The organism is Chitinophaga sp. S165, from assembly GCF_003182155.1.
Lineage (GTDB): Bacteria > Bacteroidota > Bacteroidia > Chitinophagales > Chitinophagaceae > Chitinophaga.
Map to the genome: position 1 here is coordinate 164,253 of NZ_QGTG01000006.1, position 24,321 is coordinate 188,573.

27 protein-coding genes are annotated in these 24,321 nt (G+C 45.0%); 15 read left to right on the top strand and 12 right to left on the bottom strand.

The genetic code is table 11. The features are described 5' to 3' along the window. The first annotated feature begins 29 nt into the window (after window positions 1-29). Window positions 30-575 (top strand): GNAT family N-acetyltransferase, encoded by a 546-nt coding sequence (locus C7475_RS22010; protein ID WP_110055561.1) that lies wholly within the window; start codon window positions 30-32, stop codon window positions 573-575. Here C7475_RS22010 and C7475_RS22015 read toward each other — a convergent pair. The 4 genes from C7475_RS22015 to C7475_RS22030 are packed head-to-tail and all read right to left on the bottom strand — an operon-like array spanning window position 572 to window position 3,202. Beyond that, the gene (locus tag C7475_RS22015) at window positions 572-1,306 is read right to left on the bottom strand and encodes a YggS family pyridoxal phosphate-dependent enzyme (RefSeq protein WP_110055562.1); all 735 of its coding nucleotides are present in this window, start codon (window positions 1,304-1,306) and stop codon (window positions 572-574) included. The two genes, C7475_RS22010 and C7475_RS22015, sit on opposite strands and share 4 nt — an antisense overlap. Beyond that, window positions 1,303-2,025, bottom strand: a complete 723-nt coding sequence (locus tag C7475_RS22020; protein ID WP_110055563.1) for an AAA family ATPase — start codon at window positions 2,023-2,025, stop codon at window positions 1,303-1,305. The genes C7475_RS22015 and C7475_RS22020 overlap by 4 nt, the downstream gene beginning before the upstream one ends. A 13-nt stretch (window positions 2,026-2,038) precedes the next feature. Beyond that, the gene (locus C7475_RS22025; protein WP_110055564.1) at window positions 2,039-2,575 is read right to left on the bottom strand and encodes a GNAT family N-acetyltransferase; all 537 of its coding nucleotides are present in this window, start codon (window positions 2,573-2,575) and stop codon (window positions 2,039-2,041) included. Window positions 2,576-2,593: 18 nt separating this feature from the next. Next, window positions 2,594-3,202: an FMN-binding negative transcriptional regulator gene (locus C7475_RS22030; protein WP_110055565.1), complete on the bottom strand. Its 609-nt coding sequence runs from the start codon at window positions 3,200-3,202 to the stop codon at window positions 2,594-2,596. A 75-nt stretch (window positions 3,203-3,277) separates the two neighbouring features. Here C7475_RS22030 and C7475_RS22035 point away from each other — a divergent pair, with 75 nt between their 5' ends. The 3 genes from C7475_RS22035 to C7475_RS22045 all read left to right on the top strand — a co-directional run bounded on the left by C7475_RS22035 (window position 3,278) and on the right by C7475_RS22045 (window position 6,174). Then, on the top strand, window positions 3,278-4,756 hold the full coding sequence (locus C7475_RS22035; RefSeq protein WP_110055566.1) for a PLP-dependent aminotransferase family protein: 1,479 nt from the start codon (window positions 3,278-3,280) through the stop codon (window positions 4,754-4,756). A 55-nt stretch (window positions 4,757-4,811) separates the two neighbouring features. Further along, window positions 4,812-5,699, top strand: coding sequence for a hypothetical protein (locus C7475_RS22040; protein ID WP_110055567.1), 888 nt, complete (start codon window positions 4,812-4,814; stop codon window positions 5,697-5,699). A gap of 88 nt (window positions 5,700-5,787) precedes the next feature. Continuing rightward, window positions 5,788-6,174: a hypothetical protein gene (locus tag C7475_RS22045; protein WP_110055568.1), complete on the top strand. Its 387-nt coding sequence runs from the start codon at window positions 5,788-5,790 to the stop codon at window positions 6,172-6,174. Between the two features lie 77 nt (window positions 6,175-6,251). Here the strand turns inward: C7475_RS22045 and C7475_RS22050 are convergent, their stop codons facing one another. The 4 genes from C7475_RS22050 to C7475_RS22065 form a co-directional block, all read right to left on the bottom strand. Further along, window positions 6,252-7,358, bottom strand: a complete 1,107-nt coding sequence (locus C7475_RS22050; protein WP_110055569.1) for a TlpA disulfide reductase family protein — start codon at window positions 7,356-7,358, stop codon at window positions 6,252-6,254. Window positions 7,359-7,393: 35 nt separating this feature from the next. After that, on the bottom strand, window positions 7,394-8,302 hold the full coding sequence (locus tag C7475_RS22055) for a glycoside hydrolase family 43 protein (RefSeq protein ID WP_110055570.1): 909 nt from the start codon (window positions 8,300-8,302) through the stop codon (window positions 7,394-7,396). Window positions 8,303-8,308: 6 nt separating this feature from the next. Then, the gene (locus C7475_RS22060) at window positions 8,309-9,418 is read right to left on the bottom strand and encodes an AI-2E family transporter (RefSeq protein WP_110055571.1); all 1,110 of its coding nucleotides are present in this window, start codon (window positions 9,416-9,418) and stop codon (window positions 8,309-8,311) included. A gap of 668 nt (window positions 9,419-10,086) precedes the next feature. Next, window positions 10,087-10,575 carry a hypothetical protein gene (locus C7475_RS22065; RefSeq protein ID WP_110055572.1) on the bottom strand — a complete coding sequence of 163 codons (489 nt, stop codon included), beginning with the start codon at window positions 10,573-10,575 and terminating at the stop codon, window positions 10,087-10,089. A 100-nt stretch (window positions 10,576-10,675) separates the two neighbouring features. On the opposite strand from C7475_RS22065, the gene C7475_RS33025 reads away from it, so the two are divergent. Together C7475_RS33025 and C7475_RS22070 are read left to right on the top strand one after the other, a co-directional pair. Then, window positions 10,676-10,840 carry a FeoB-associated Cys-rich membrane protein gene (locus tag C7475_RS33025; protein ID WP_158286579.1) on the top strand — a complete coding sequence of 55 codons (165 nt, stop codon included), beginning with the start codon at window positions 10,676-10,678 and terminating at the stop codon, window positions 10,838-10,840. Between the two features lie 139 nt (window positions 10,841-10,979). Continuing rightward, the gene (locus C7475_RS22070) at window positions 10,980-11,789 is read left to right on the top strand and encodes a hypothetical protein (protein WP_110055573.1); all 810 of its coding nucleotides are present in this window, start codon (window positions 10,980-10,982) and stop codon (window positions 11,787-11,789) included. Window positions 11,790-11,856: 67 nt separating this feature from the next. On the opposite strand, the gene C7475_RS22075 is transcribed toward C7475_RS22070, so the two are convergent. Together C7475_RS22075 and C7475_RS22080 are read right to left on the bottom strand one after the other, a co-directional pair. Further along, on the bottom strand, window positions 11,857-12,795 hold the full coding sequence (locus C7475_RS22075) for an NmrA family NAD(P)-binding protein (RefSeq protein ID WP_110055574.1): 939 nt from the start codon (window positions 12,793-12,795) through the stop codon (window positions 11,857-11,859). A gap of 118 nt (window positions 12,796-12,913) precedes the next feature. Beyond that, the gene (locus C7475_RS22080) at window positions 12,914-13,336 is read right to left on the bottom strand and encodes a lipocalin family protein (protein ID WP_110055575.1); all 423 of its coding nucleotides are present in this window, start codon (window positions 13,334-13,336) and stop codon (window positions 12,914-12,916) included. A 210-nt stretch (window positions 13,337-13,546) separates the two neighbouring features. Between C7475_RS22080 and C7475_RS22085 the strand changes: the two genes are divergently transcribed. The 5 genes from C7475_RS22085 to C7475_RS22105 all read left to right on the top strand — a co-directional run bounded on the left by C7475_RS22085 (window position 13,547) and on the right by C7475_RS22105 (window position 17,689). Continuing rightward, window positions 13,547-14,689 carry a tetratricopeptide repeat protein gene (locus C7475_RS22085; protein ID WP_110055576.1) on the top strand — a complete coding sequence of 381 codons (1,143 nt, stop codon included), beginning with the start codon at window positions 13,547-13,549 and terminating at the stop codon, window positions 14,687-14,689. A gap of 121 nt (window positions 14,690-14,810) precedes the next feature. Further along, the gene (locus tag C7475_RS22090; protein WP_110055577.1) at window positions 14,811-15,608 is read left to right on the top strand and encodes a HipA family kinase; all 798 of its coding nucleotides are present in this window, start codon (window positions 14,811-14,813) and stop codon (window positions 15,606-15,608) included. Beyond that, a complete protein-coding gene (locus tag C7475_RS22095; RefSeq protein WP_110055578.1) occupies window positions 15,586-15,969 on the top strand; it encodes a DUF3037 domain-containing protein in 384 nt (127 codons plus the stop codon). The genes C7475_RS22090 and C7475_RS22095 overlap by 23 nt, the downstream gene beginning before the upstream one ends. A 92-nt stretch (window positions 15,970-16,061) precedes the next feature. Continuing rightward, on the top strand, window positions 16,062-16,886 hold the full coding sequence (locus tag C7475_RS22100) for a hypothetical protein (protein ID WP_110055579.1): 825 nt from the start codon (window positions 16,062-16,064) through the stop codon (window positions 16,884-16,886). Between the two features lie 74 nt (window positions 16,887-16,960). Beyond that, window positions 16,961-17,689: a DNA-formamidopyrimidine glycosylase family protein gene (locus C7475_RS22105; RefSeq protein ID WP_110055580.1), complete on the top strand. Its 729-nt coding sequence runs from the start codon at window positions 16,961-16,963 to the stop codon at window positions 17,687-17,689. A 45-nt stretch (window positions 17,690-17,734) separates the two neighbouring features. On the opposite strand, the gene C7475_RS22110 is transcribed toward C7475_RS22105, so the two are convergent. Then, complete coding sequence (locus C7475_RS22110) at window positions 17,735-18,598, bottom strand: hypothetical protein (protein ID WP_146217615.1); 864 nt, start codon at window positions 18,596-18,598, stop codon at window positions 17,735-17,737. Between the two features lie 91 nt (window positions 18,599-18,689). On the opposite strand from C7475_RS22110, the gene C7475_RS22115 reads away from it, so the two are divergent. The 3 genes from C7475_RS22115 (at window position 18,690) to C7475_RS22125 (ending at window position 21,072) form a co-directional block, all read left to right on the top strand. Beyond that, the gene (locus tag C7475_RS22115; protein WP_158286580.1) at window positions 18,690-19,682 is read left to right on the top strand and encodes a DUF3667 domain-containing protein; all 993 of its coding nucleotides are present in this window, start codon (window positions 18,690-18,692) and stop codon (window positions 19,680-19,682) included. A gap of 8 nt (window positions 19,683-19,690) precedes the next feature. Continuing rightward, window positions 19,691-20,470, top strand: a complete 780-nt coding sequence (locus tag C7475_RS22120) for an enoyl-CoA hydratase-related protein (protein ID WP_110055583.1) — start codon at window positions 19,691-19,693, stop codon at window positions 20,468-20,470. A gap of 83 nt (window positions 20,471-20,553) precedes the next feature. Then, window positions 20,554-21,072 carry a hypothetical protein gene (locus C7475_RS22125; protein ID WP_146217616.1) on the top strand — a complete coding sequence of 173 codons (519 nt, stop codon included), beginning with the start codon at window positions 20,554-20,556 and terminating at the stop codon, window positions 21,070-21,072. A gap of 82 nt (window positions 21,073-21,154) precedes the next feature. Here the strand turns inward: C7475_RS22125 and C7475_RS22130 are convergent, their stop codons facing one another. Beyond that, window positions 21,155-23,413 carry a Tex family protein gene (locus tag C7475_RS22130; RefSeq protein WP_110055585.1) on the bottom strand — a complete coding sequence of 753 codons (2,259 nt, stop codon included), beginning with the start codon at window positions 23,411-23,413 and terminating at the stop codon, window positions 21,155-21,157. Between the two features lie 136 nt (window positions 23,414-23,549). On the opposite strand from C7475_RS22130, the gene mazG reads away from it, so the two are divergent. After that, window positions 23,550-24,317, top strand: a complete 768-nt coding sequence (gene mazG / locus C7475_RS22135; protein ID WP_110055586.1) for a nucleoside triphosphate pyrophosphohydrolase — start codon at window positions 23,550-23,552, stop codon at window positions 24,315-24,317. Window positions 24,318-24,321 lie beyond the last annotated feature (4 nt).

Sequence of the window (24,321 nt, forward strand, 5' to 3'; positions counted from 1 at the left end):
TTTATATTACTTTCGGGAAAATTCCTCCGATGGAAAAGCTGAACATACTAACCCAAAGACTTAACATACGGCATCTCGAACTAACCGACCTGGTTGACTTCCATGTCTATCGCTCAAATCCTGATGTCACGAAGTACCAGGGCTTCGATGTAATGACACTGGAACAGGCAGAAGCTTTTATAGTAATGAACACAGCGAGGCAACCATGGCAGGCAGGGGAGTGGGTACAATACGCCATTGAAAACAAAGAAACAGGAAAGTTGATCGGCGACTGTGCAATTAAACCTGACCAGCACGATATAAGGATCATAGAGATAGGCATTACTATTTCTCACCTCGAACAAAAGAAAGGTTATGCAAAGGAAGCTCTGCTGGCAATACTGAAGTTCTTATTCGAAGAAAAACAAATTCATCGTGTGGTGGAAACTGTGGATGCTGAAAATATCGCCTCAATTAATCTGTTGAAAAGTGTAGGGTTTAGACAGGAAGGACACTTTATTGAAAATATATTCTTTAAAGGAAAATGGGGCAGCGAATTTCAATATGCCATGTTGAAAAGAGAATGGGACGCTTAAGCCTCATTCTCATTCCAATATTCACTATCAGGTGTTGGTCTTTTCCCAAATATAGCCGTACCTACTCTAACAATCGTCGCTCCCTCTTCGATAGCTATCTCCATATCCCCGCTCATACCCATCGATAGCTCTTTCATTTCTACATCAGGAATATTCAAAGCACTGACCTTTTGCTGAATATCCTTAAGCAGGCGGAAACATTTTCTCACAGCTTCATTTTCTGCAGAAAGCAACCCGATAGTCATCAGGCCTTTTATTTTCAATGTTCCCAATTGTGCAACTTGCTTCACCAGTTCAAGGGCATTGTCCGGATGTACGCCGAACTTACTTTCTTCGCCTGATGTATTTACCTGGATCAGTACCTCCATTGTCTTATTTTCTGTGAGAAGCCGTTGATGCAACTTTTCAGCCAGGTCAATGCGGTCAAGCGATTGCACACAAGTAACATTATATCGCAGGATCTCTTTGATCTTATTGGTCTGTAAGTGGCCGATGAAGTGGTTACTATGCTGCACCTCTTTCAACGCTTCATATTTTTCTTTCAGCTCCTGTACTTTATTTTCGGCTATCAATGTATGACCTGCATGTAACGCTATCTTAATACGTTCTGCAGGAACAGTTTTAGTAGCCAGTAATAACTTCACCTCATCAGGGTTCCTGCCGCTGGCTTTGCAGGCATGCTTGATCCGGTCCGTTATAGTCGTAAGATTATCTAATATTCCGTCACTCATATTTCTACAGGTTTCGTTCGTGATTCCAGTTCTCTGATCAATGTAGATTTAACAAGGGTAAATGCATGATCTTTGGCCTCGGCGAAAGAGATGTCATATTTGCGCTCAATGCCCTGCATATGTCCCGGAAAGCGGGATAGCAGCTTGTCGTAGTAATTGTCCAGCATATCCGGCGATGGCATCTCAAAGTTTATCTTCAGTTGAAAACGTCTTATTAATGCATTGTCTATGATCTCCGGATGATTGGTTGCGCATAACAGCATTGCATTAGCCGGAAAATAGTCTATCAGTTGGATAAGCGTATTGACCAATCTTCTCATCTCGCCTACATCATTTTCATCATTCTCACGCGCTTTCCCTATCTGGTCAAATTCATCGAGAAAAAGAACCGCTTTTTCCCTTGCTGCCTTATCGAACACCATTTTGATGTTCTGTGAAGTTTCCCCGATACGGGCATTGATAATATTACTAAGATTAAGTATGAGGATGTTTTTGCCAAGTGCATTTGCTATGGCTTTGGCCGTAAGCGTTTTTCCACAACCGGAACTGCCATGTAATAATATTTTATTATTTACAGGTAATCCATATTTGTTTAGCTCGTCTATATAAGTATGCTCCTTGATCAACTGTACGAAATTTTCCCTGTTGGACTCATCGAGAAATACATCGTTCAGTGAAACCTGCTCCCTGTCATTAATAATCAGATCGTATATATTCATTGTTTCTTTCTGCTTAAGACGCCAAAATTACACTGTTCTTGTCAATAACATACAGGAAGTTAGGTTTCGGGCTTTGACCCGGATAAGCAATCATCTGTTCTCCTACTTTTTCTGCCCCCAAACGGCTGATCGCTATCTGTGAACGGATATTGAACGCACCGATGTGGAAATATACCTTTGAAACAAATTGAAAAGCATAATCCAGCATTATCTTTTTTATACCCCGGTTCGTTCCTGTGCCCCAGTATTTAGTGGCATAAAATGTATAGCCGATGCATATGCAGTTGTCCTGCTCGTCGTAACCATAAAAGCGGGTACTTCCGATAATACTTCCTGTGGTCTTATCTACAATTTTAAATGCTCCCTTACTTTGTATGGCTTCATCGAAGAACGTCTGGAACACCTCTTTCTTCCAGCGTTCGTTGTTCGGGTGTTGTTCCCATATTTTCGGATCTGATGCAACAGCATATAGCACGTCAAAATCCGTTTCCTGCAATGGATAAAGGCCTGCTTTTTCATTTTCTAATATGCATTGAATATCGAATTTCATAGCAAGTGGATTAGTTTGTTAAAGTGTTTTTTGAATGTATGCTGCGAGGCTATTTTCCACAGGATCATTGCTGTCCTTCAGGTGTGCAATAATTCTTTTTCTTTCTTCGGATGATTTATTCTGGCTTAGTTTCTTCTGTCCCTGCAAATTCGTTACCTCCAGTTCGAAAGCGACTATGCCGCGTAACATGCCCTTTTTATACTTCTCAGGAAGATCGTTCCACTGCTTTAAATAATCCTGTTCGTAGTAGCCGATCATCTGTTCCAATATCTTCATCTTGCCGCTTTCATCATGAACGATCCTGGCCTTTCCGTACGCGTGAACAGCCATGTAATCCCAGGTGGGCACACTTTCCCACTTATCATAATGCGAGGGTGAAATATAACCATGAGGTCCGGTGAATATTACCAGTGAGGTGTTCTCCCCGATGTTCCCGGCTTGCTCATTGGCCAGGGCGAAATGAGAGCTTATCAGCAGTTTACCGGCGCTGTCATCTACCACAAAGGGTAGCTGCGTAGCCACGGGAACACCATTAATAGCATTAATGATGGTCGCGAAACTGTATTGCTTCATAAAAGCGATCTTATCCGCTTCGTTATCAAATTCAAACCCTTTAGGTGTGTACATGGAATAATTCCTTTAAGCTGTCCGGTGCAAAATTACTGGCAAATTGGATTACCTTTGTAGTCCAATTATAATAAAGTGGATAGTCCAATATTAGTACAGCTTTTTGAAGGTTTGCAGCTGGACCATTCGGCCGATAGGGCCATATATCTTCAGCTGGCAGATGGTATCCTATCGCTGATAAGAAACGGCAAACTCCGGCCAGGACAGAAATTACCCGGCTCGAGGGATGTAGCAGGGCTGTTGCAACTCAACAGGATCACCGTGTCTAAGGCTTTCGAAGAACTGCAGATGCAGGGTTGGCTGGAAAGCTTTGTAGGGAGCGGCACTTTTATTTCATCCCATATTCCGGAATCTAAACCTAAAGCATTGAAGAGTGCTTCCGCTTCGACACCGCAAAAGAAAGCAGGGTTTGCGATCCAGTCCAAAAGTTATCTGAATAGTCCTATTACCCTTATCACTTCCGAACTGCACCTGGACGACGGATTTCCCGACCCTAAACTGGCGCCGCTAAAAGAATTGTACCGCGCTTACCGTAATCAGTTAACAAGAAGTGGATTATACCAGAAGTTCGGAAGATATGGCCTTCCTGAGGGGGCGCCTGTCTATAAAGAAGCATTGTCCGATTACCTGAACGAAACAAGAGGACTAAAAACAAGCGCAAAGAATATCCTTTCGGTAAGAGGTACACTAATGGGTATAAACCTGGTCTGTAATAGCCTGATCGAGCCGGGGGATGTTATTGTATCCGGAATACCCGGCTGGGGCAGGGCGGAACGTAATTTTGCACATGCTAAGGCGAAACATATCACTATACCGGTAGATGAAAATGGTCTGGTGGTAGATGAACTGAAGAAGATCTGCCGTAAGCAGAAAGTAAGAATGGTGTACGTAACTCCGCATCATCATTATCCTACAACAGTATCTTTACGGATTGACAGAAGACTGGAGTTGCTAAGGCTTGCCAACGAATATGGGTTTATCATTTTTGAAGATGACTATGATTTCGACTTCCACTACAAACATCGTCCTTTATTACCCCTGGCAAGCGCTGATGAAAACGGTATGGTGATCTATTGCGGTTCTTTCAGTAAAAGTTTTTCACCAGCGTTCCGTATAGGTTACCTGGTCGCATCGGAAAATGTGATAGCACATCTTGCACAGGTGCGTGTACTGCTGGACAGGCAGGGAGATCATATTCTTGATAATGCAATGGCTGAGCTGCTCAATGATGGTACTGTGCAACGCTATCTCAGGAAGGCTTTAGCCGTCTATCATGAAAGAAGGGATCTCTTCTGCGGACTGCTGACAAGTGAGTTGAAAGATGCTGTAAGCTTTGAAGTGCCTGAAGGAGGAATGACGGTGTGGACAAACTTTGCGAAGTCCATCAACCTGGAAAAGCTGGCAGTAAAGGCATTGCGGAAAGGACTATACCTGTCTGACGGTAAGGTGCATCAATATCCGAACTACAAAGTCAATGCTGTCCGACTGGGTTTTGCATCTTCGTCCATTGAAGAACTATCTAAGAGTATTGAGATACTGAAAGTGCTGTTGTAACCGGCCATTGCTATCGTAAAAGATCGTAGCTTTAATCTTCTCTAAAACCTCGGTCTTGAAAGCTATTATTACATTACTGAAATTTTTATTGTTGAGTGATTACCCCTCCGGTTCCTCGATCAATTACCACGATGGCCTCCTGTACGTTATTGGCGATGATGCCAGCAGGCTGCTGGTGCTGGATAGCAACTACAACGAAGTGAACACAGTATCGTTCTTCGATCATCAGGAGAAAAGGATCCCCAAAGCAAAAAAGGCCGATCTGGAAACAGCTGTGATACTCGATGTTAACGGCCAGGAAAGTTTATTGGCACTAGGTTCCGCAGCTACAAAAGAACGGGAGAGGGGAGTGCTGTTACCGCTTCCTTTTGCTGATCATCAACCTCAGCATATTGAATATACTTCGTTCGTAAAACGCCTGCAGCAAATACCGGAAATGAATATTGAAGGTGCTGCAATAGCAGGCGATCATCTTATACTGAGCAACCGTGGTAATGAAAGCAATCCGGTCAATCATCTTATTGCTACAACTACAGATTTCTGGAAGCATCAGGAGGATGCTCCGATAACGGTGTCTAAACTGATAAACCCATTCCCGGTAGCTGGCTTTGCGGGTGTATCCGAGTTGTGTTATGTGGCGCAGGAAGATGTATTACTCGTTATTCTTTCAAGCGAGGCTACCGGCAATGCATATGATGACGGTGCAATTGGCGATAGTTACATTGGCTGGGTGAAAGATATCAGTCAAAAGCTGAACGGACAGAACATCTCCCTGGATAACATTGTTAACCTGTCAGACATAGACCCTGCATTCAAAGGCGAAAAGATGGAAGGGATATGTTTATCTGCTGTGAAAGGTAAAGACTGGTACCTGCACCTGGTATCAGATAATGACCAGGGCGCAAGTAAGTTATTTCATATTAAGCTTTTAATGGAAAATTAAGGTTACTGTTAATAGTTTGCTAAACATACTTTTCCCTTTAAATTTTTCTCTTCAACAGCTGTCAAAGAAGTAGTAAAAATTAAAGGTCATGAAAAAGATAATAGCAATACTGCTCCTCGCAGTTACGGTTCAAGGCGCTTCAGCAATGGTTCCTAATGCCCCCGGCAGAGGTTTTCGTGGTGGTGGTGGTTTCTATCATCCCAGAACGACCGTTGTTTTAGGTGGCGGGTTTTACAGCCCTTTCTATTCTCCATTTTATTTTGGTTACCCATATCCATATGCTGCGGCTCCTTACCAGCCAACCAAGCTGGATATGCAGATAAATGACATTAAGAACGAATATGCGGATAAGATCGAATCAGTAAGGCTGGATAAAGACCTGTCAGGCAAAGAAAGACGTGCCCAGGTAAGGGAATTCAGGAGAGAACGTGATAGTGCCGTACTTGAAGCCAAAAGGAATTATTATAAATCTTAGCCAGGTAAGTGTTGGTTCATGCAAGGGGGGATGGCTCGGAAGTCATCCCCTTTTTTAATGTCCTGACTGCTGCCGCCTTATTTTACACCGGGCATCAGTGCCGCCAATTGAGCATCTAGCAAAGGTCCCCTGATGCCTTTGGTGATAATTTTCCCTTCCTCGTCAAGCAACAGATTGAATGCAATGCTTCTCACGAAATAGTATTGTGCAATTTCATTTCCGAAACCTTTGAGATCAGCTATCTGCTGCCAGGGTAATCCATCCTTTTTAATCGCATTTATCCAGGCCTTTTTATCCTCATCTAGGGAAATGCCTAGTATGTCAAAGCCCCTGTCCTTATATTGGCTATATAGGGCCTTTAAACGCGGATTTTCTTCCCGGCACGGAGCGCACCAGCTGGCCCAGAATTCTACCAGCAGATATTTAAACTGTTTTTCCTTGCCGGTGATCACTTTTCCTGCAGTGTCCTGCTGCGGCTTAAAGCAATATGGACTGCCTTTTTCTGTTCGCTCCAGCTGTTTTAATAAAGTCGTCACGCCATTTGTAGCCGCGTTTTCCTGCTGACGTACAGAAAAGGTGTTAAAGATCTGGTTGGCCTGATGATAGGAAAAGAGATCGGCATCCCGTAATATTTCAGACCCCAGGTTATGGTCCGGGTATCGTTTTACAAACCCATATACTTTCTGATAGAAGCTGTCTGCCATTGCTGTATTAGTTAGCCGGAGCGCCTTCATGGACTGCCAGTAATCAAAGATGTTACGCTGCAGACTATCGCTTAATGATCCTTTAACGGATAACATCGTTAGGCTGTTGATCAGGCGTTTCTCCCTGCTAAAGGTGTCAGCTTTGGCAGTTACGATAATATTGCCCGTATCCAGGTATAGCCAGCCGTTCGTAGATAAGCTCTCCAGTGATAAGACGCCCTGTACCGGTCTTTCCAGTTTCCCCCTGAAGTGGAACCGGCCATCTTTGATCGTAGCTGTATCCCTGATATGCAGTGTGTCATTAGGTGAATAGGATAGAAATATGCGGCCCGTATACTTCCCCTCGATATTGCCTTGGATATCGAAGGAGGCGGCGAACTGCCCATAGGCATTAGTACATAAAAAACAGGTAAACAAGAACAGGCAGTACATCCTGGCTATACATAACGTGTGTCTGGTTTTAAAACCTTGATAGGTCATAGGGTCGATTTATTTTTAGTTTAATAGGTCAATTATTACCGGCGTATCACCCCTTCTGATGTCATCACGATCCGTCTGAGCGTACTATCTTCGTTATAGGAAAGATGATCAATACAGACTGAACGCCGGTGGCTTCCCCCGTTCTTTAATCCGCCATTATGATAAATGAACAGCGGTTGTTCCCCGTATTCAATAATGCAAGGCCGGTTCGTTTCGCAGTTGCCTGCAATTTCATTCAGTATTCCCTTGAACACCCACGGACCGTTAATGTCCCTGCTCATCGCATAAGCCACTTTTTCCGGCATTCCATATCCATAACACAAATAGTACCATCCGTCACGTTTGTGAATGTGTGCTCCTTCTTCAAAGCCGGGAAGGTCGATAATTTGAATGGGGCCATCAAGTGCTGTCATATTCTCTTTCAGGCGGGCAAAATAACAGGTGCCATTGCCCCAGAAAATATAGGCCTTCCCGTCATCGTCAACTAATACACTTGGGTCCAGATTCGCTTTTTTGTTGCTGGTTTCCGGTAACATATCATGCGTGATCATTGCTGATCCAAGTGCATCGGCATATGGTCCCGCTGGGCTTGAAGCAACAGCCACACCGATCGCCGTCCCTTTTCCCGAAGGGTGACTAACCGCAACATACCAATAAAACGATCCTTTATGATAAATTATTTTTGAAGCATAAGCATCCCCGCCGGACCAGCTGAAATCAGCGGCCTTTAACGGTACCGCATATTCCACCCAATTGGTCATATCAACGGATGAGAAACACAACCAATCATGCATTACATAATCTTCAGTACCCACTGGTGCTTCATCATGCCCCGTGAAAAGGTAGACGGCTCCTTCATGCACCAGGGCGGTGGGGTCGCAGGTGTATTTATGCCTGATCACCGGATTTCCGGATGCTTTAAACGTAGATACTACTGCAATCATTTGTACTTAAGATTTAAAAAGGTTCCCGATCTTGGAGCCGATCTTTTTAATTGACTGCTTCCAGTTACTATCTTTTTTCTCTTCCTGTCCGATGAGATATGCATAAGGCCTCATGGCGGGAATATGATCAAAGATCACCTTCATCATTCCCATCAGCGGAATAGCCATTACCATACCCGGAATGCCCCACAAGAGTTCTCCCGCCACCAGGCCAACGATAGTCGCCATCGGATTGATGCTCACGCCTGAACCAACAACCAGTGGCTCCAGCAGGTAGGACTGGATGAACTGAACGAGACCATAAGTAACCAGAATGCCTATTACGAGGTTCATATCTCCACCCTGTACTAAAGACATCATAAGCGTTAATGCAGTGCCCGCGAGATTACCAACAAAAGGGATGATCTCCAGCAATCCGCACAGAATGGCGAAAAAGAAAGCATTCTTTACGCCCGCTATAGTGAAGCCGATACTATACATGATCCACAGAAATACGATCATCAGGAATAGTCCTTTCAGGTATTCCTGTGCAACCTGCTGGGTTTTATGTATGCAGGACAACGCATTCTCCTTCTCACTTTCAGGTACAAGACGGACGATAAATCCCTTTATCCTTTCCCTGAAGAAGGTGAACAGGAAAACATACACCAGTACGAGCAGGAGATTGGTAAGGAAGCCGCCAAATCCACTTATAATTGCCGTTAACGTTGCACTTACTTTACCGGATGAAGATGACTGCTGTTCTTTTAACATTTGCTCCTGCTTCTCAGCGCTGATCCCATACTCTGTACTCAATAGCTGCCGTAACTGCTGGTATTTTTCCATGACCTGTTGCTCCAGCTTTGACGCATTTTCTGCGATATCAGAAACCTGCCAGCTGATGAACCAGATCACCAACGCAAAGAAGCCAACGAAGGTCAGCATAGACAAAAGAATGGCTACGGCTTTATTAACGCCTTTTGATTGAAGCCATTTACTGATCGGTAATAATAACATGGCCAGAAGGCCTGCAAAGGCAATAGGCACAAAGAACGGCTTCCCGTAAACAAGGATCAGGACGATCAGTGTCAGTACAATCAGAATCGCGGCTGTTTTGAAGATTTTCGTTTGAGGCATAAACGATGCGCTTCAATAAGTATACCAGCAGCAACGCTCGTGCCTGCTTTTCTTTCGCGTTTTCTTCGTCTTTCTCGTTGGGCATGAAAATTATTTTGGAGACCGGCCGCTGCGAGCATTCGGTTGGAAATCACTGGCCTTTGTTATTTGAAGTACGCTGAAGCGATGCACCAGGGGTTGAATAGATATACGAACGGCCCATCCGCCCCGAAAAGCTAAATAGAACGGAACTTCAAAGAACTACAGCCAGTGATTCCATCCGAACTGCGAGTTAGAAGGTCAACGCCGGAATCACCTTTAGTCCTATCCGCTTCTTATTAATCCTGGTCCATACAAGGTTTATACAAGCTTTATCTTACGTTCATCTTACGTTCAAAGACGTAGGATGAACGTAAGATAAGCCTTGTATAAACCTTGTATAGTCCTGTTTATATGCAAGATAAGTGATAAAAGCTGCATTGTTGTAACTGATTGTAAATTATGAGATTATGAAGGAAAAAATCAGTATTTCCCGCATCGGTATTATACTTAAATTTGTGATGTGATCAGAAATGAATTTTAAACATTCACAGAAAAACCCGCGCTGTCAGCGCGTTCAAATATACAGGCATTTCGTTACTGTTAATGCTGATACCGGCGTTGCAGAACGGAAGAAGAAGTGTCGTTAATCACTCACCCTTTTTCATTTTTTCAATAGTATCCAGCATACCGGGATGTTCAGTTTCATCTGCGAGAGGCAAGGCCAGTATCTGCCATCTGATACCTTCTTCGCGTCGCCCGGACTGGTATAATAATTGGGCATTTCTGCTCATGTAACGGCTGAATTCTTGGCGTTGTTTAGCAGGGATCCTGGGGCCATATTTTTTCGCAAAGGGAATGATGGCGCTGGAGAAGTTAGCCCAGTCGTCTCGTTGCATGCTGTAGATGGTCTGGCTTAAAAACAACGCTTCCTCACCGAGATCGCCGTAAAGGGAGATCAGGTGTTTCCCTAAAGACTTCCAGTCGGGAATGCTGTCCGCAGCTTCTACATATGGGATGACCTCTTCCTGGAAAATTCTGGTCAGTTTTTCAGCATGTATGCCGGACGTATCGACAGGGCGCTGTGCGTACAGGGATGTGGATAAGAGACAAAAAAGGGCTATTACAAATGGATGCATGGCAATAGGTTTTAATGAGGGCCTTATTAAGTTAGTTAATAGATGATAAGTTCACTTAGGAGACAGGGAATTTATAACCTCACGCTTTAAGGATACAGATATGCAATACGTTAATGTAACGACAATTGTAATTGTTAGCCTGTTGGCGATAGCGCTTATTATTTTCGTGATTGTAAGAAATCGGCGGGACCGTAAGAAACTATTGAAAGAAGATCTTGTGGAAGATGAAATAGCGGAACAGCAAAGGCGGAAAGGTAAATTGTAAACATGAAAAGTCTGAGAATGAGGTAACGTGTTGAGGGGTGCATTGTTTTGTCCGTGGAAAAACGTACTTTAGTTCAACCCCAAATAAAATTTAACTCCAAACAGATACCCCTTTTGACACATGTTTAAATCATTTTACCATGGGAAATAATTCCACAGAACACATTAATGAAGCAATGAATAAAGACGTTGCTGAGTCAAAGAAGATCCCATCTGTAATGGAAGCGCAGAAGATGCTGGCTTTACAGAACAACATGCTTTACGTCGGAGCAGATGCATATGCCGGTAATCCATACGCACTTCTGGGAACAGTACTGGAGATCAGGAAAACGCAGGCAGATTGCCCTACTATTGCTAATACAGAGAATGCATCCATTGAATTTTCTGCATTTAAGATCCCGGGTATCGAGATCGATGAAACATCCAAAATAAAGGAGCCTATAAAACGGCAGTCTATTCTGGTAGATCAGAAACTGGCTATAGAAGTAAGTTTCCTGAACTACCTGACGGCGGAGTTTGAGGGCGAATCATCCTTTAGTCTGATGGTATTTGACCAGGCCACCGGCTTGGTGAACCGCGACAATGACTCATGGAATAAGGGGGTGCAATCCTGGATGGCCGACAATAAAGTCAGTATCCTCGACGATCCTGCTGTGTGTTACGTGTATGCCGTAATAGGTTTTGTACAGAAATATATCATCCGCCGTAAATATACCAAGTTCACGGCTGGCGCTAAAGGCGGGGCATTTGGCGTGAACCTGAACGGGTCGCTTTATACCAGTTCGGAAGACTATTCACTGGACGTACGGTATGGCTTGCAGACCGTAATTCTAAAGCGGCCAACGGTGACAAAGTCGTTGTTTGAAGATAAATTACTGGCTGAAGCAAAACCCGAGGAAGTGAACCTGTTCAGCGCCATTGCTAAAGACCGTAGCTTCGCCATTCGTTGAATATGATAATAACATGCAAGGGGGGGTAAGTCGTATTTGCGCCTCCCCTTGCATGTTTAATGTATTGTTAAACTTTAGTTTTTGCCTTACTTGGCGTCTTGCTTTTAGGCTTGCTTGCTGTCTTGGTTTTTGCAGGAGGTGTTGTGGGCACATGCTGTAGAATATATTCCTGTAAGGTGGTTTTCACCTTCACCTGCACAGTACCATCTTTATCTGCCGTTGTTTTCCCGTTGATCACAGCATCTGTCATTTCTATGAAATTTTTTACAGCATCAGGAGTAAATCCGATCTCTCTTAAAGTACTATCCCATTGCTCTTTCGGGATCTGTTCTGCAGTCACTTCTTTGCCCAGGGCATCTGAAAATGCTTTTGCAACATCTTTACTGCTGTAAGCTGCCGGCCCTGTCAATTCAAATATTTTCCCATCTTCTTCCTCTGTTTGTATAACATTGGCTACAAAAGCGGACACTTCTTCCGGCGATATCATCGGAATGGCCAGGTCAACCGGAAAGAAAGTAGGTAAAATGCCTTTCTCCATCACAGTGCCCAGGTACATCATCCAGTTGCTGAAGTAATAAGCCGGACGTACGAAGATCTGTTTCACAGGCATACCGGTAAACGCATGCTCCAGTAAGTAAGACATCACAAGATTACCTGTTCCTGTTTCATGGCTGGCGCCCATGGAAGATAAGCCAACCACCTTTTTAATAGGTGAATTAGCCAGCGCCTTTCTATAATTTTCAAGAATATCTTTTGTCTGACCTATCACATTCCGCTCGTGCCCGCTTTCGGGAGTGAGGGCAAAGAGCGTGCTGCAGTCCTGGAATGCAGCTACCAGGGAAGGAAGGTCATTTGCATCGGCAATAGCGACAGCAGCACCTGATTTTTCTAATACAGCAGCTTTTTTTTCATCTCTGACAATACCTTTTACAGATTCTCCATTTTCGATAAGATGGGTAACAACGCCAGAACCAACTTGTCCTGAAGCTCCGAGAATGACATGCATAATGACTGAGTTTTAACAGGGGTAACTCCAAAAATTAGTCCAGCATTAGTGTGGAAAAGAAGAAACAGGCCACCTGTCTTGCACAGATAGCCTGCCGCGGATAGGAATAGGGCAGGGGTTAATTCTGGTTAAAGGTCAAAAATTCTGCACTGGCATCATTGTCGTCTTTCAGTTTGATCTCTGTACTGGTCACTGATATGATCTCCCAATCGTCGGTCAGTTCCCCCAACGGCTTGTTTGCATCATTTTTTTCGCCAAAGTCAATGTTGAATTCAGTAGAACTGCCGTTGATGCTCCATGTCCCATTCCTGTTAACCCCACCTTTAGTGGCGATCGCTGAACCATTGCTGTCGAACGTAAAGACATAACCGTTAAAATCGCTGGTTTCGTCATTGCCGCGTTCACTGAACAGCGTCACCCGCCATGTACCAGTTGTAGGCGCCTGCGGGTCCGGAACGGGCGCAGGATCATTATTGTCGTTGCTGCACGCTATCATACATGCAGATAATAGTATTGCGGATAACCAACTATTGCTCTTCATAACGCGAGATTGAATTATTGGGGGATCTGTCTTCTACTAATTAGATACGTATAGATCATATGACCGGTTGCCTGAATACCCTGTTTATTACAAATAAGTTTCCGGGATGTACCAGTAGCTCAACAGGTTATCATCTTCTGGAATACTCATTAACTAAGTTTTTCTATTTAAAACTAAATAATTAGTTTTAAGGCTAAATAGTGCTACGATATGAACTACCTGTACAGGATGCTATGCCTGCTTTTCATGTTATCCTGCGCAACCCTGGCGGCTGCGCAAACTGCCGTGAACAAGAGCCGTGTAATGGAATATATGCAGGACCAGCAATACGATGAAGCGATCGCATACCTGCGGCCGGCAATAGACAGTAATGACGCCCAACAGGTAGCCCTGCTCGCGTACGCCTGTTACCAGGCAGGGAAGCTTCCCGAAGCAGTGACCAGTTATGAAAGGGTATTACAGCTGGATAGCAATCATCTCACGGCCCATCAGTACCTGGCGTTGATCAATATGCAACAAGACCGGCCGTTAATGGCAGTGGAACACTACAAAAGGGTGACCATGCTTCGGCCGCAAAGTGCTGTTGCCTGGAAACAACTGGGCCTCGCAGCATTTACCGCCATGCAGCAGGATTCCGGCTTTGCCTGGTTAAACAGGTCTTATACCCTGAATGCCTTTGATGCTAAAGTGGTATCAAGGCTCGCGGAGGAATGGATTGAACGAAAGCGTTCCGGTATGGCGGATACACTGATCAATACTTTCCTGGCAAAAGATTCGTCGTCGGCCGTCATCCTGATGACAGGCGCGAGGACCGCATACCTGCTGACAGACTACGCACGTACGCTCACATTCGGAGAAAAGCTTAAACAGCTGAATATCGCTTCTCCGAATACCTTCATTTACGTATCTGCGGCTGCTTACAATCTGAAGAAATACCAGGACTGTATATCAGTGTACGAGTATCTCACCGCACGTAACGCAGGTTCTGAAAATATCATCTATTATGCTGCTATGGCTTATACCCAGTTGAAGAAACATAAGGAAAGCAACGAATTGCTGCTAACCTGTATTAATATGGCTAAGTCGGCAAGCCTCGATAATTATTACACAGGAATGTCTGTCAACTATGAGGCGTTAGGCCAGTATAAGCCCGCTATTGCCACTCTGGATACCGCCTATTATATGTTCCATCAACCTTTAAAACAGTACAGCATCGGCCGTATCTATGATGCACGCCTGAAGAACGAAGCGATGGCCACACGTTATTACAAACGTTACATCCAGTTGTATAAAGGCGAGACGGCGGAGGAAAAAGAGATCTACAACTATCTGAAAACCCGTATTCAGAAATAACTACAGGTAGAGAGCAAGGGAATGCCTTGTACGGCACCTTAAATAGGCTTAATTTTATGCGGATATAGTAACCGGCAGTATCTGACGCTGCCGGTTATTATTTGCATAAATAACGAATTCAATGATGAGTAAACAACCCGAACTGAGAACTGTCAATGTGACCAGGTATGTAACTCCGTTGCGTGAAGGAGGCTCTCTACCTGCCATCGCAGAGGCAGACGATGGGTTCCTGTATGTACTGAAGTTCCGGGGCGCCGGACAAGGTATAAAGGCACTGATAGCAGAACTGATAGGAGGAGAAATAGCCCGCACGCTGGGCATGAAAATACCCGAGATCGTCTTCGCAAACCTGGACAATGCTTTTGGCCGTACAGAGCCCGATGAAGAAATCCAGGACCTGCTGAAGGCAAGCGTAGGGCTTAATCTGGCCCTGCATTACCTGTCGGGCGCTATTACTTACGATCCTACCGTGGCCGTGATCGACCCGCTCACAGCCTCCCGTATCGTATGGATGGATTGCCTGCTGACCAACGTAGACCGCACGCCGCGTAATACCAATATGCTGATGTGGCATAAGGAGCTATGGCTCATCGATCATGGTGCTTCCCTGTATTTCCACCACTCCTGGGACAACTGGGAAGAACAGTCCAAACGGCCGTTCGTGCAGGTAAAAGATCATGTACTGCTACCACAGGCCAGTGAACTGGAAAAAGTGGATGCAGCCTTCCGTGAGATCCTGACACAGGAACAGATTCGTGCGATCGTTTCCGTAATACCCGACGAGTGGCTGCTGACTTTATCTCATCATGGTACGCCAGACGAAATAAGAGACGTATATGCCGGTTTTTTAATCACCCGGATAGCCCATTCCGGAACATTCCTAAATGAAGCGCAAAATGCAAGAAAAACACTTATTTGAGTACGCCGTTATCCGCGTCATGCCGAGAGTGGAACGGGAAGAGTTTCTCAATGCCGGTGTCATTCTCTATTGCAAACAGCAAAGGTTCTTAGAGGTGGTTATTACACTGAATGAAGACCGCTTGCGTGCTTTCTCTCCGGAAACAGATGTGAATGAAGTAAAAGCTTACCTGGAAGCTTTTGAATGTATAGCAAAAGGTGGTAAACAGGCCGGTCCCATAGGACAGCTAGATCTTGCTTCCCGCTTCCGCTGGCTTACTGCTACACGCAGTACAGTGGTGCAGGCAGGAAAGGTGCATCCCGGTTTCTGCGATGACCCGCAGAAAGCGCTGACCAGATTGCATGAACAGCTTGTGCTGTAAAATATAAAGGGAGAGGGTATATTAACTTTTCTATACCCTCTCTTTTGTATGTACTTTTTATTTAGATTTACACGAAACAACCCCATTGCCCCATGTTTCTGAAAGCAAACACCTTACAACTATTCCGCCCGAAGGAAACCGAATCCCTCGGCCGCTTCCTGGACCTCGTACAAGCATGTAATGATCATAGTGATACTACAAGGTTGCGTTATGTGTTTGACGGAGGAACGTTTAATGACTATACTACTACTGAGGGGCTGAAACAGGCTTTCGCTGATCTTCAGCAACAATGGAATGAGGGGAATTTTGACAGGGATGTGATCTTGTCCACCGATAAAGAAATGCCTTTACTTTCACTGGTGCATACCGACCCCTTCGAATATACCAGTGAAGACAATGCATCATTCAACTTCCATGGCGGCAGGCCATTACTGCTGCCGGAAGGGCACTTCACTTATGAAAGTTTTTATTATTTCTTTACTACTGCCATTAACGCCTATAAGGCGCGATATGCTGCGGTGTATGATACAGAGCTTGAAACGCTCGTTTCTTTTGCTTCTTTTTATGGGGAAGTAGAAATAGATCAGGAAGTATCCATGCCCGAGATCATTGAAGTAACACCTGTGCAACTTACCGAGCGTATCGGCAGGGTGATGTCTCCGGGGCTGTTTAATCCGCTCGAAGTACCTCCGGCTATTTACTGGTTCAACTACTGGAATGATGACCAGGTACAGGCTGTAGGTGAAGAAAAGATCAGACAGGCTGATTTCGAGGTGATAGAAAAAACGCCCGACGGAGGGTACATTCTCATCGTACAGAAGGAGAATTTTAATTCCCACAATATTGACCACCTTGAGAAGCTGGCTGCCCTGTACGATTATTTTGATCTCTACACACTTCAGCGCACTTCCGGCTGAGGGCTATTACTAAGACCCGGCAGATCATCGCTGGCAGAGATATTGCAGTCTGTGTAATATCAACAGGATATGTTATGCCAGAAGGACCATCCATTGTAATACTGAAAGAGGAAGTGAAATCCTTTACCGGGAAAAAGGTCATTGATGTGGCCGGATATGCCAAGATAGACCTGGAAAGGCTTCGTAATAAAAAAATCATCGCTTTTAAAAGCTGGGGTAAACATTTCCTTATCTGCTTTCCGGATTTTACTGTCAGGATCCATTTGCTCATGTTCGGTACGTACCGTATCAATGAAAGGAAGGACAGCAATCCCGCACTGCAGTTGCAGTTTGCGCAGGGAGAGCTTAACTTTTATACCTGCTCGGTAAGGATCATTGATGCGCCGCTGGATGAGGTCTATGACTGGAGCGGTGATGTCCTGAATGAGCACTGGGATCCCGCCAGGGCAATGGCTAAACTGAAAAAGATACCGGAAACATTGGTCGTGGACGCTTTGCTGGACCAGGATATCTTTGCCGGTTCAGGCAATATCATCAAAAACGAAGTACTATTCCGTATCAGGTTACACCCCGGCAGCAAAGTAGGCGACCTGCCGCTAAAAAAGAAACGGGAGCTGGTAAAAGAGGCTGTCAACTACAGTTATGATTTTCTTGCCTGGAAAAAGGAATATACGCTGAAAGCGCACTGGCTGGCTCACACGAAAAAGATCTGTCCCCGCTGCCATATTCCGCTCATCAAAGAGTATATGGGCACGACTAACCGGCGTACGTTTTACTGCGCCAATTGCCAGATCTTGTATTAAAATAAAAGGCGTCCTGCAACAGAACGCCTTTCTCATGTGTTAATATCATTTCCGGTACTTATACCGCACCTTTCCAAGTAGCTCTTTTTTCTTCCCATAACACTCTTCCTGCAATGGAAGGCCTTTGTCGTCATATGTATACCGCCAGATGGTATAAGTCGCCGTTTCACCGTTTACAGTGGTCATAGCGCCGATCCTGTTCTGGGCGTCATAGTCGAAGATATAATCCGGCAACATCTTCTTACGGGTAGGAGAGTAGCGAACGATATCAGTCAGCAAATTCTGATCATTGTACTTGTAATAGATGCGCCTGCCGCTGGCCCCCTTACCGCTTTCCATCTCTTCGGCCACCAGGCCTAATGAATCCAGCGTAAAAGTGACAGTAGTAGAATCTTCAGCTTTATCTCCATGGAAATGAATCATTTGTGATAAACGTCCGAGACTATCGTACAGATAACGCCTGGTTTCTGTGAATTTATACTTGGTTTTCGGCTCGTAAGAGGTCAGGTATACTTCCCTGATCTTCCCGCTGGTATCGTTCGTATTACGCATGTAAATGACGGTCGTAATAACGCTCCTGGTACTGTCTATAGTCTTCGTGAGCTTCCCCTTGGCAGAAAAGTAAGAGGTCATCACAGAATAGCCGGTAGCTCGGGATACGGTAATAGAGCGGATCTGCCTGAAATTGGAGGATACCTCACGCTGACAGCGGAAATCATTATCACTGTCCTGGTTGGCATCGAAGCTCTGGACCAGTTGTATAGCGATCTTATTTTCTTTCAGCAGGGCCATATTAGCCTCGGTACGGGCAGTATTGACAATATCCTGGTAATAGAATTGGGCGGAAACAGACAGCTTTAACCCAAAGAATGCTGTTAAAAGCAATAAAATGGTTTTTCTCGTGTACATATTAGATACAAAAATAATGATTCAAGGACATTCAGCAGTTCATTTCTGTAAAGATAATTTTTATATTTACCTTCTATAACCTATAAGCTTCTTGAAAACACAGCCTCTACGTAAAGAAACGAACTGCCTTAACTGTGGAACGGACGTTCCCGGCAGATATTGTACAAACTGCGGACAGGAAAATATTGTTCCCCACGAAACTTTCGGCCATCTGGTAAAGGAATTTGCGGCCGATCTTGTACACTATGATTCTAAAACGTTATTGACATTCAAGTATTTATTCACCAAACCCGGCTTTATTACTAAAGAATATATTGCCGGCAAACGGGTGAAATTTGTACATCCCATCAAACTTTATATCTTTTCCTCGTTTGTTTTTTTCCTGTTCTACTTCTGGCTCAACTCCCGCGATAATGAGCCGCTGGATAAAGATACCCAGGAAGAAGTAGCAGCCGCCCGTAAAGCCAACAAAGAATCTTACGCCAGCCTCCCGGACTCCGTAAAAAGGGGAGACCTGGCTTTAGGCGACTGGTTTAGAAGGATTAATACCTTCGATACCAAAAAACAGTACGACTCTTTGCAGCGGACCCTTCCTAAGGAGCACCGCGACAACCGTATACAACGTAGAATGGCCCGGTATTATTTTAGTTCTGCCAATAAAAGCATCAAAACAGATGAAGGAGAAGAAGACGCAGCTCATGCAACGGAAGAGGCGTTTAAACATAATTTTCCAAAGGTAATGTTTATACTGCTGCCACTTTTTGCTTTATATCTGAAATGGATGTACGATAAAAAGAAGTGGTTCTATGCAGACCATGCTATATTCTCAGTGCATCTTCACATCTTTTTCTTTTTGTTCTGGTTGATCTGTATGAGCCTGAACGGGTTGTTCCATTCGGGAATATTTACAGACATCGGCCTGTTCGTTATATTCGCCTATCTTGTGATAGCGTTGAGGAATACTTATGGTCAATCGTGGGGAAAATCACTCGGAAAAGGGGCATTGATCACGTTTATATACCTGATCACGATATTGATAGTATTTCTAAGTTTTACTACGGTGGTGACATTATTTATTGCTTAACTTAGGGAATGCAACCACAATTTATAATCATACACCAACAGGTAGCCCCCTACGTGGCTCATATCCAGTTAAACCGCCCCAAAGAACTGAATGCATTGAACCTTGAACTGATGACAGAGCTCAGGGATGCATTGAAAGCATTGGACGCGGACGATAACGTACGGGTTATCATTATCAGCGGTAATGAAAAAGCATTTGCAGCAGGGGCAGATATCAAACAAATGGCGGGCAAAACTGCAATGGATATGTATAACATAGACCAATTCAGTACCTGGGACACAATAAAAAAAACGAAAAAGCCGTTGATTGCGGCAGTAAGCGGCTTCGCGCTGGGTGGGGGATGTGAACTGGTTATGCTTTGCGATATGATCGTAGCCAGTGAAACAGCGCGCTTCGGGCAACCAGAAATAAAAATAGGCGTCATGCCTGGCGCCGGGGGTACACAACGCCTTACCCGCGCAGTTGGTAAAGCACTTGCCATGGAGATGGTATTGACGGGCCGCTTTATCAGCGCAGAAGAGGCATTGCGCGCAGGTCTCATCAACCGGATAGTACCGGTGGAGCTTTTCCTGAAAGAAGCCATCCAGCTGGCATCAGAAGTAGCTGCACTTAGTCCGCTGGCAGTGAAAATGGCCAAAGAATCCGTTTTAAAAGCATTTGACAGTTCCCTGGAAGAAGGACTGCATTTTGAACGTAAAAACTTTTATCTCCTGTTTGCTTCCGATGATCAGAAAGAAGGCATGCAGGCTTTTGTTGATAAGAGAGCACCTGTATTTAAAGGAAAATAATATTGCGTATTATGGGCTAAACTATATTCAGGATATATTTCCCCGTAATGCACAACCAGCAATTTCTAATAGAGACCATGACCATGAACAAGCATCTGGCAGCATTATATGTAATAGCTGCCTGCATTTTAGGATGTAAAGAACCGTCTGTCAGTAACAACAGCGAAGAAAAAGGAGCCGTGCCTCCACCCACAACAGATACGATGATGGCTATGGCCGACACCATTGAACCCACTCAGGTAGCGTCCTGGCAATCATTTGAGCAGTTTGAGGGACGATATGTCGCAGAAACAGGCATGCTGCAGAAAGAGCCGCTTAAATCGCGCATTAAGGCATTGCTGGCGGCGGATAATGTTGTCTTTGCCGAGCGTTTTGATGTAGCGCCGCCCATAGAGCTGGAAAATAATGTGCTGTATAACCAGGGATGCCGCCGCCACTTTTGTGGTGTAGATGAAGCAGCACTCGCTATAGATACACACCGGGACCTTATTTACATAGGTATTGCCAAGAACGGGGCTGTGAAACTGTTTGGTGAAAGGAATGACTCGGCCTTTCCTGAAAAATTGATACGCTGGAAACAGAAGTTTCCTTCCATGAACTAGTAGTAAAGCAGCCCGGCAGGGCTATAAATAGAAAGAGGCCATATCACATGTGATATGGCCTCTTTCGTTATTTTTCATTTTTCTAGTTGAACTTTTTCTTCAGCTCCATCAGCTTCGCCTGGAAGTCATTCAATGGTGCAGGAGCAGCCTGTTTGGAAGGCTTACCGCCGCCATCTCTTCTCTCTTTCCGTTGTCCGCCGCCAGCAGCCTGTGGCTCATTATCTTTCATCGACAATGAGATACGTTTGCGGGATGGATCAACCTCCAGAACGGTCACCGTTACTTTCTGATTCAGCTTAACGGCTTCGTTAGGATTGGTGATGAATTTATTGCTGAGATGCGAGATGTGTACCAGACCATCCTGTTTCACCCCGATATCCACGAAAGCACCGAAGTTGGTGATGTTGGTCACTACTCCCGGTAAGGTCATACCTACCTTCAGATCTTCCATGGTGCGGATGCCTTCTGCGTATTCGAAGATGGCGATCTCGTCACGCGGGTCACGGCTAGGTTTGTCAAGCTCTTTCAGGATATCTTCCAGCGTCAGCAAACCGACTTCTTCACTTACATATTCCTTCGGATTGATCTTCTTACGCAGCTCTTCCTTTGTCATCAGCTCCTGAACGCTACATTGCTGCTTGGCTGCCATGTTCTCGATGAGGGAATAACGTTCAGGGTGTACTGCTGAGTTGTCCAGCGGGTTGTCTCCGTTCTCGATACGAAGGAACCCTGCGCACTGTTCAAATGCTTTATCTCCCAGACGGGTTACTTTCTTCAGTTGTAAACGGTTGCTGAATGCACCGTTCTCCTTGCGGTACTTAACGATGTTTTCCGCCAGGGATGGTCCCAGACCGGATACATAAGCCAGCAGGTGTTTGGATGCCGTATTCAGGTTCACGCCTACGTTGTTCACGCAGCTTACAACAACCCTGTCCAGGCTCTGTTTCAGGCTGGATTGGTTCACGTCGTGCTGATACTGGCCTACACCGATCGCTTTAGGATCTATTTTCACCAGTTCAGCCAGCGGATCTATCAGCCTGCGGCCAATAGATACTGCGCCACGTACGGTTACGTCGAAATCAGGGAACTCTTCTCTCGCTACTTCTGAAGCAGAATATACGGACGCGCCGCTTTCATTTACCATGAAAACGTTAATCTTCTTGCCGAAGTCGATCTTCTTCACAAATTCTTCTGTTTCACGGCCTGCAGTACCATTACCTACGGCAATAGCAGAGGTGTCATATTTTTCCGCCCATTTTCTCAGCAGGGCTTCAGCATCGTCTCTCTTGTAGTTCTTTTCCAGCGGATAGATAACGTCGTTATCCAGCATATTACCCTGGTTGTCAAGTGCTACTACTTTACAACCGGTCCTGTAACCCGGATCGATCGCAATTACGGCTTTTGGTCCTAACGGAGCGGCCAGCAGTAACTGACGAAGGTTTTCGGCGAATACTTCTATCGCTTCAGCATCTGCTGAGTCTTTACCCAATGCGCGGAATTCATTTTCCAGGGATGGGCGCAGTAAACGCTTATAGGAATCAGCAGCGGCTTTTTTCACCTGCTCACTGCTGGCGTTATTGCCGGTAACGAATTGTTTATCGATGATACCTGTTGCATCTTCCTCTGCAGGACTGATAGTAGCGTACAGGATACCTTCAGACTCACCGCGCAGGATAGCCAGTACCCTGTGTGATGGAATAGTGCTGATCTCTTCGCTGAACTCAAAATAATCCTTGTATTTTGCGCCTTCTTCCTGCTTGCCTTCGATCACTTTGGATGTCAGTACGGCAGTATTGGTGAAAAGTTTACGCAGTTTATCACGTACTTCGGCATTTTCGTTGATCCACTCCGCCATGATATCGCGGGCGCCTTTCAGCGCTTCGTCCGTAGATGCCACCTGCTCGTTCAGGAACTGTTCTGCAGCACTCTGAGGAGCATTCTCCTGCTGTTCGAAGAGCAGTTTTGCCAGTGGCTCCAGACCTTTTTCGATAGCCTGTGTACCTCTTGTTTTGCGTTTTGGTTTATATGGGAGATAAATGTCTTCCAGTTCGGTAAGCACCCAGGTACCTTCAATTTTTGCCAGTAGCTCAGGAGTCATTTTCTCCTGGTCAGTAATGGTTTTGATAATGAAAGCGCGGCGATCATCCACTTCCTGGTAGCGTTTCTGAAGATCTTCGATCTTCCCGATCTGAACCTCGTCCAGACTACCCGTCACTTCCTTACGGTAGCGACTGATGAAAGGCACGGTGGACCCTTCCGCCAGCAAATTCATGGTGTTCTCCGCTTGTCGCGCTGAGATGTTCAGCTCCGCTGAAATTAGCGCAATGTGTTTGCTATTCATGAATTAAAAATTAGTAGTTTTCCGGTTAACCAAAACCGGCGGCAAATGTAACTAAATTGCCCTTTCCGTCAACAAAAAGAAATTAACATAAATCCCATACAGACGTCCCCCTCCGGGAATTCTTTATATTTGACAGATGGAAAATAATTCGGCCTTCAACCGCTTGCTGGAAATCATGGATGATTTACGCGAAAAATGCCCATGGGACAGGAAGCAGACCATCCAGACCCTCCGACAACAAACCATAGAAGAATTATACGAACTGGCAGACGCGATCACTGACCAGGACTGGAAATCAATAAAAGAAGAATTGGGAGACCTGCTCCTGCATATTGTATTCTATGCGAAGATCGGTAAAGAGCAGCAGCAATTTACCATGGATGATGTCATTAACGGCATCTGCGAAAAACTCATCTACCGCCACCCACATATCTATGGCGATGTGAAGGTGGAAAATGAAGAAGAAGTCAAACAGAACTGGGAGAAACTTAAACTGAAAGAAGGTAAAACCTCCGTACTCAGTGGCGTGCCTGTATCTCTGCCGGCCCTGGTAAAGGCTATGCGCCTCCAGTCCAAAGCCAAACAGGTAGGATTTGAATGGGATAACATCGATCAGGTTTGGGAAAAGGTCCGGGAAGAACTTGATGAACTGCATGAGGTGGTACAACTGGGCCAGCCTGACAAAATAGAGGACGAATTTGGCGATGTAATGTTCTCACTGGTGAACTATTCCCGCTTTCTGAAAGTAGACGCGGAAAACGCCCTGGAACGCACCAATAAGAAGTTCATCCGCCGGTTCCAGCACATGGAAAAAATGGCAGCCGCACAGGGCAGAACGCTCGATGAAATGTCGCTGACAGAAATGGATGGCCTCTGGAACGAAGTGAAAAAATCAGAAAAATAAAGAA